Source organism: Geodermatophilus maliterrae (assembly GCF_041018925.1).
Taxonomy (GTDB): Bacteria; Actinomycetota; Actinomycetes; order Mycobacteriales; family Geodermatophilaceae; genus Geodermatophilus; species Geodermatophilus maliterrae.
Genome location: NZ_JBFNXQ010000173.1, coordinates 1 through 4788, shown reverse-complemented (window position 1 = coordinate 4788; position 4788 = coordinate 1). Strand labels below are relative to the sequence as shown.

Annotated in this window: 5 protein-coding genes; all 5 read right to left on the bottom strand. The window is 77.5% G+C overall.

Features of this window, described 5'->3' with window-relative positions; translation table 11 throughout:
* Positions 1-101: 101 nt before the first annotated feature.
* A complete protein-coding gene (locus ABQ292_RS26000; protein WP_369210596.1) occupies positions 102-749 on the bottom strand; it encodes a class F sortase in 648 nt (215 codons plus the stop codon).
* Positions 750-762: 13 nt separating this feature from the next.
* A complete protein-coding gene (locus ABQ292_RS25995; RefSeq protein WP_369210595.1) occupies positions 763-1575 on the bottom strand; it encodes a DUF4397 domain-containing protein in 813 nt (270 codons plus the stop codon).
* Positions 1576-1646: 71 nt separating this feature from the next.
* Positions 1647-2681, bottom strand: a complete 1035-nt coding sequence (egtD, locus tag ABQ292_RS25990) for an L-histidine N(alpha)-methyltransferase (protein WP_369210594.1) — start codon at positions 2679-2681, stop codon at positions 1647-1649.
* Positions 2682-2689: 8 nt separating this feature from the next.
* On the bottom strand, positions 2690-3394 hold the full coding sequence (gene egtC / locus ABQ292_RS25985; RefSeq protein ID WP_369210593.1) for an ergothioneine biosynthesis protein EgtC: 705 nt from the start codon (positions 3392-3394) through the stop codon (positions 2690-2692).
* Between the two features lie 3 nt (positions 3395-3397).
* On the bottom strand, positions 3398-4693 hold the full coding sequence (gene egtB / locus ABQ292_RS25980) for an ergothioneine biosynthesis protein EgtB (protein WP_369210592.1): 1296 nt from the start codon (positions 4691-4693) through the stop codon (positions 3398-3400).
* Positions 4694-4788 lie beyond the last annotated feature (95 nt).

Sequence of the window (4788 nt, the reverse complement as noted above, 5' to 3'; positions counted from 1 at the left end):
CCTATGGCCTCGCTGCAGTGGAAGGACCCCGGCCTCCTCACCCCTCGCACGCTCGGGGTGAGCCTCGGGCCGGGGCCGGTGGGGGGCAGCGAGGTCCTTCCTCATGGTGTCGGCTCCGCCACGACGACGACGTTGTCGCGGTACCCGCCGACCTCGGGGAGGAACGGTCCGCCGCAGGTCACCAGGGTCAGCCGCGGGGGTCCGTCGCGGCGGAACAGGGTGTCCACCGGGAGCGCCTGCTTGTCGACCAGCTCGCGGCCGGTCACCACCCAGCGGGTGCTCGCGCCGGCGCCGTCGGTCACCACGACCTCGTCGCCGGGTGCGGCCTCCCGCAGCGGCGCCAGCTCGCCCAGGCCCTGCTCGGCGTCGTCGACGTGTCCGGCGACCACCGCCGAGCCCGGCGCCCCGGGGACCGGGCCGAAGCGGTACCAGCCGGCCCGGTCGACGTCGTCGGGCAGCGCCATCTGCCCGTCGGCGGTGACGCCTACCGGGTCGACGGCGACGTCCACGCCCCGTGCCGGGACGGCGAGCCGGATCGGCGCGACGACCTCGGCCGCCGCTGCCGGTGCGGCGTCGCGGACGACCACGTCCGGGCCGGGCGCCGGTGGCGGGGTCGGGACGGGCGCCGTCCCCAGGGCCTGCTCGACCGGCGCGCCCGCCGCCGCGGCCGGCCGGGTCAGCTCCCACGCGGTGGGTACGCCCACGGCGAGGGCCAGTCCCAGAGCCACGCCGGCGGCGGCGGGTCGCACGTCGGTCTTCCCGTCAGGCGCGGGTCGTGGCCAGCCGGCGGGCGGCCAGCCCGGCGCCCAGCAGGCCCACGGCGGACAGGCCGAGCAGCGGCAGGGGCAGCCCGTCGTCGGCCAGGCCGGCGGTGCCGCCCGGGACGCCGGACGGTGCCGAGGAGGCGCCGTGCACGGTCTGGACGGCGAGCTGGTAGCCGGCGTCCCCCGAGCCCCACGCGTAGACGACGGTGGTGACGCCCTCGGCGACCGTCAGGTCGGCGGGGCCGATGGCGACCGTGCTCGTGCCGGCGAGGACGACGTCGGCGCTGACGGTGCCCGCCGGCACGGTCAGCGCGGCCTCGCCGGGGGCGGCCAGGCCGGGGGCGACGACCTGCCCGCCGGCGCGGACGTCGACCGCCGGGGCGGCCGCGGTGTGCCGGACGACGACCCGGCCCTGACCGGCCGGCACCGCCGAGGTGTCGTTGACGAACGGCGTGAGCGCCGGCTGGCCGGCCTCGGTGAGGTGCGCGACGACGGTGGCGTCCGCACCCGCCGGGACCGCGACGCCGTTCGCCGAGAGCAGCGGCGTGCCCGACCCGTCGGCGGCGTCGGCCGGGAACAGCGCGAGGTCGTAGGAGCCGGCCGGGAGCTGCAGCGGGTCGGTGAGCGTGCCGGGCTGGAAGTCGTCGATCAGCCGCTCGCCGTTGGCGTAGACGTCGACGGGGGTGTCGGGCACGGCGTGCAGCACCGAGACGGTGGCGGTGTCGGCGGCGGCGGCCGGGGCGGCGCCGAGCGCGAGCAGTGCGCCGGTTCCTGCGACGGCGGTGAGGCCGAGGGTGCGGGTCCTGGTCACGGAGTCCTCCGGGATCGGGGATGTGCTGACACCCCTCTTCCGGCGTTCCCGCAGGTCCGGATGCAGGATCCTCACTCGGTCCGGGGGCGGCCTCCCTGCGGCGGCCCGCCCCGAGCGTGCGAGGGGTGGGGGGCGGGGAGGTCCTTCCTGGACAGGGAGACGCCGAAGTCGCCGTCGGGGTCGGTCCACCAGTGCGTCAGCCGCAGGCCGGCGTCGACGAGCTCGGCCTCGACCCGCTCGCGGCGGAACTTCGCCGACACCTCGGTGCGCACCTCCTCGCCGGCGGCGAAGGGGACCTCCAGGTCGAGGGCGGCCACCCGCACCACCTGCTCGACCCGCGAGCGCAGCCGCATCTCGATCCACTCGGCCTCGGCGTCCCACACCGCGACGTGGTCGAAGGCGGCCGGGTCGAAGTCGGCGCCCAGCTCGCGGTCGAGCACGGCCAGCACGTTGCGGTTGAACTCCGCGGTCACGCCGGCGGCGTCGTCGTAGGCCCGCACCAGCCGGGCCGGGTCCTTGACCAGGTCGGTGCCCAGCAGGAACGAGTCGCCCGGCTGCAGGGTGGCGGCCAGGTCGCGCAGGAAGTCCGCCCGCGGGCCGGGCTCGAGGTTGCCGATCGTCGAGCCGAGGAAGGCCACCAGCCGCCGGCCCGACCGCGGCAGCAGGGCCAGGTGCTGCGTGAAGTCCCCGACGACGGCGTCGACGGCGACGCCCGGGTACTCGGCGGTGATCGCCGCGCCGGCCGCCTCCAGCACCGACGGGTCGACGTCGCAGGGCACGAACCGCCGCAGCGTGCCGGCCCGCGAGAGCGCGGTGAGCAGCAGCCGGGTCTTCTCCGAGGTGCCGCTGCCGAGCTCCACCAGGACGTCGGCGCCCGAGGCCCGCGCCATCTCGTCCGCGTGCGCCTCCAGCACCGCCCGCTCCGCCCGGGTGGGGTAGTACTCGGGCAGCCGGGTGATCTCGTCGAACAGCTCGCTGCCGCGGGCGTCGTAGAACCAGCGCGGCGGCAGCGACTTCGGCGTCGCCGTCAGCCCGGCGAGCGCGTCGGCGCGCAGGGCGGCCGCGGCGTCGTCCGGGGCGAGGTACGAGGTCAGCGAGTCGGTCACGGAGCTCCTCAGCGGCGGGCGGGTCGGTCGAGCGGGGTGACGGTCAGGCCGTCGGGGGTCACCTCGACCAGCGAGCGGTCGGGGACGTCGGTCCAGGCCGGGTCGTCGTCCCACGGCTCGCTGGCCAGCGCCGTCCCCTCGTCGGTGACCAGGGCCGACAGCGTGTCGCCCCAGGTGGTGGCCAGCAGCCGGGCGCCGTCGGCGGCGAGCAGGTTGAGCCGGGCGGCGGGGTCGGCGGCGCCCACCTCGCGGACGGTGTCCCCGAGGGCGTCGGGGCCGCGGGCGAACACCAGCGCGGCCAGCAGCGCGCTGTCGACCGTCGACTCGGCGTCGCGCACCGGCGGCAGCACCGCCCGGTCGACCCGGCCGTTGTGCGACAGCAGCCAGTGGCCGTCGGTGAACGGGGCGACGGCGCTCTCCTCCAGCGGCATGCCCACCGTCGCCGAGCGGACGGCGGCGACCACGCAGCCCGAGTGCAGCACCGGCGCCACCGAGGCGAACGACGGGTCGCCCCACAGCGGCCGCGCCGAGCGCCAGCGCGCCGGCCGGGACCGGCCGGGGACGAAGAAGCCCACGCCCCAGCCGTCGGCGTTCACGGTGCCGTACCGCTGCCGCCGCGGCGCCCACGACTGGACCAGCAGCGACGACGGCGGCTCGAGCACCAGCGAGGCGACCGAGCGGGTCCGGCCGAGCCAGGCCAGGTGGCGGCACACGGGTCAGGCGCCCGGCTCGTCGACCGACCAGGCCAGCCGGAAGCCGCTGAACACCTGCCGGCGGACCGGGTGGTCCCAGTTGCGGAAGCTCGGCCGCAGGATCGACGGCGCCACCGACCACGCCCCGCCCCGGAGCACGCGGTGGTCGCCGCCGAAGAACGGCGCGGAGTAGTCGGCGTAGAGCATCGGCGTGAACCCCGGCCACGGCCGGAAGCCCGACGACGTCCACTCCCAGACGTCGCCGACCATCTGCTCGGCGCCGTACGCCGACGCGCCGGCCGGGTAGGCGCCCACGGGTGCCGGCCGCAGCGCCGTCCCGCCCAGGTTGGCCAGCGCCGGCGACGGGTCGGCCGAGCCCCACGGCCAGCGCCGACGGCGACCGGTGGCCGGGTCCCAGACGGCGGCCTTCTCCCACTCGGCCTCGGTGGGCAGCCGCGCCCCGGCCCAGGCGGCGTACGCCTCGGCCTCGAAGAACGTGACGTGCTGGACCGGCTCGTCGGGCGGCAGCTGCTCGAGGACGCCGAAGCGGGTGCGCACCGTGCCGTCGGGGCTCCAGTACTGCGGCCGCTGCGGGCCGGCCTCCTGCCGGTGCGCCCAGCCGCGCCCGGACCACCAGCGCGGGGTGTCGTAGCCGCCGTCGGCGACGAAGGCCGCGTACTCGGCGTTGGTCACCGGCACCCGGCCGATGCGGAAGGCGGGGACGTCGACGACGTGCGCCGGCCGCTCGTTGTCCAGAGAGAAGGGCTCGTCGTCGGCGTCCACGCCCAGCACGAAGGGCCCGCCGGGGACGAGCACCGACGTGCCGGCCACCCCGGGCCGGCCGGGCGGCAGCGGGGTGCCCTCGCCGAGCAGCGGCGGACCCACGCGCAGCTGGAGGGTCTGCAGCATCGTCTCGTCGTGCTGCTGCTCGTGGCTGACGACCATCGCGACGTCGAACGGGTCGTCGTCCGCGCCGAAGGAGTCGAGCCGGTCGAGCACCCGGCCGCGGACCTCCCGGCAGAACGCGCGGGCCTCCACCGGCGGCAGCAGCGGCAGCCGGTCGCGGACGGCCCGCGGGTGGGTGAAGGCGTCGTAGAGCGCCTCGACCGACGGCGGCAGCAGCCCCGGGCGGCGACCGTCGCCGCGGCGCAGCAGCCACAGGTCCTCCTGCTGGCCCACGTGCGCGAGGTCCCACACCAGCGGGCTCATCAGCGGGCTGTGCTGGCGCAGCAGGTCGGGGTCGTCGTGGTCGGTGAGCAGCAGGGTCCGCTGCCGGGCGGCCTCGAGCTCACGGGCCAGCTGCTCGCGCAGAGCGCTCACGGGGACACCTCCGGGGTCTCGGTGGCGGACAGCAGGGCGGCCTCCGGGCCGCCGGCGCGGGCGGCGGCGAGCAGGGCGTCGCCGGGGCAGCGGCC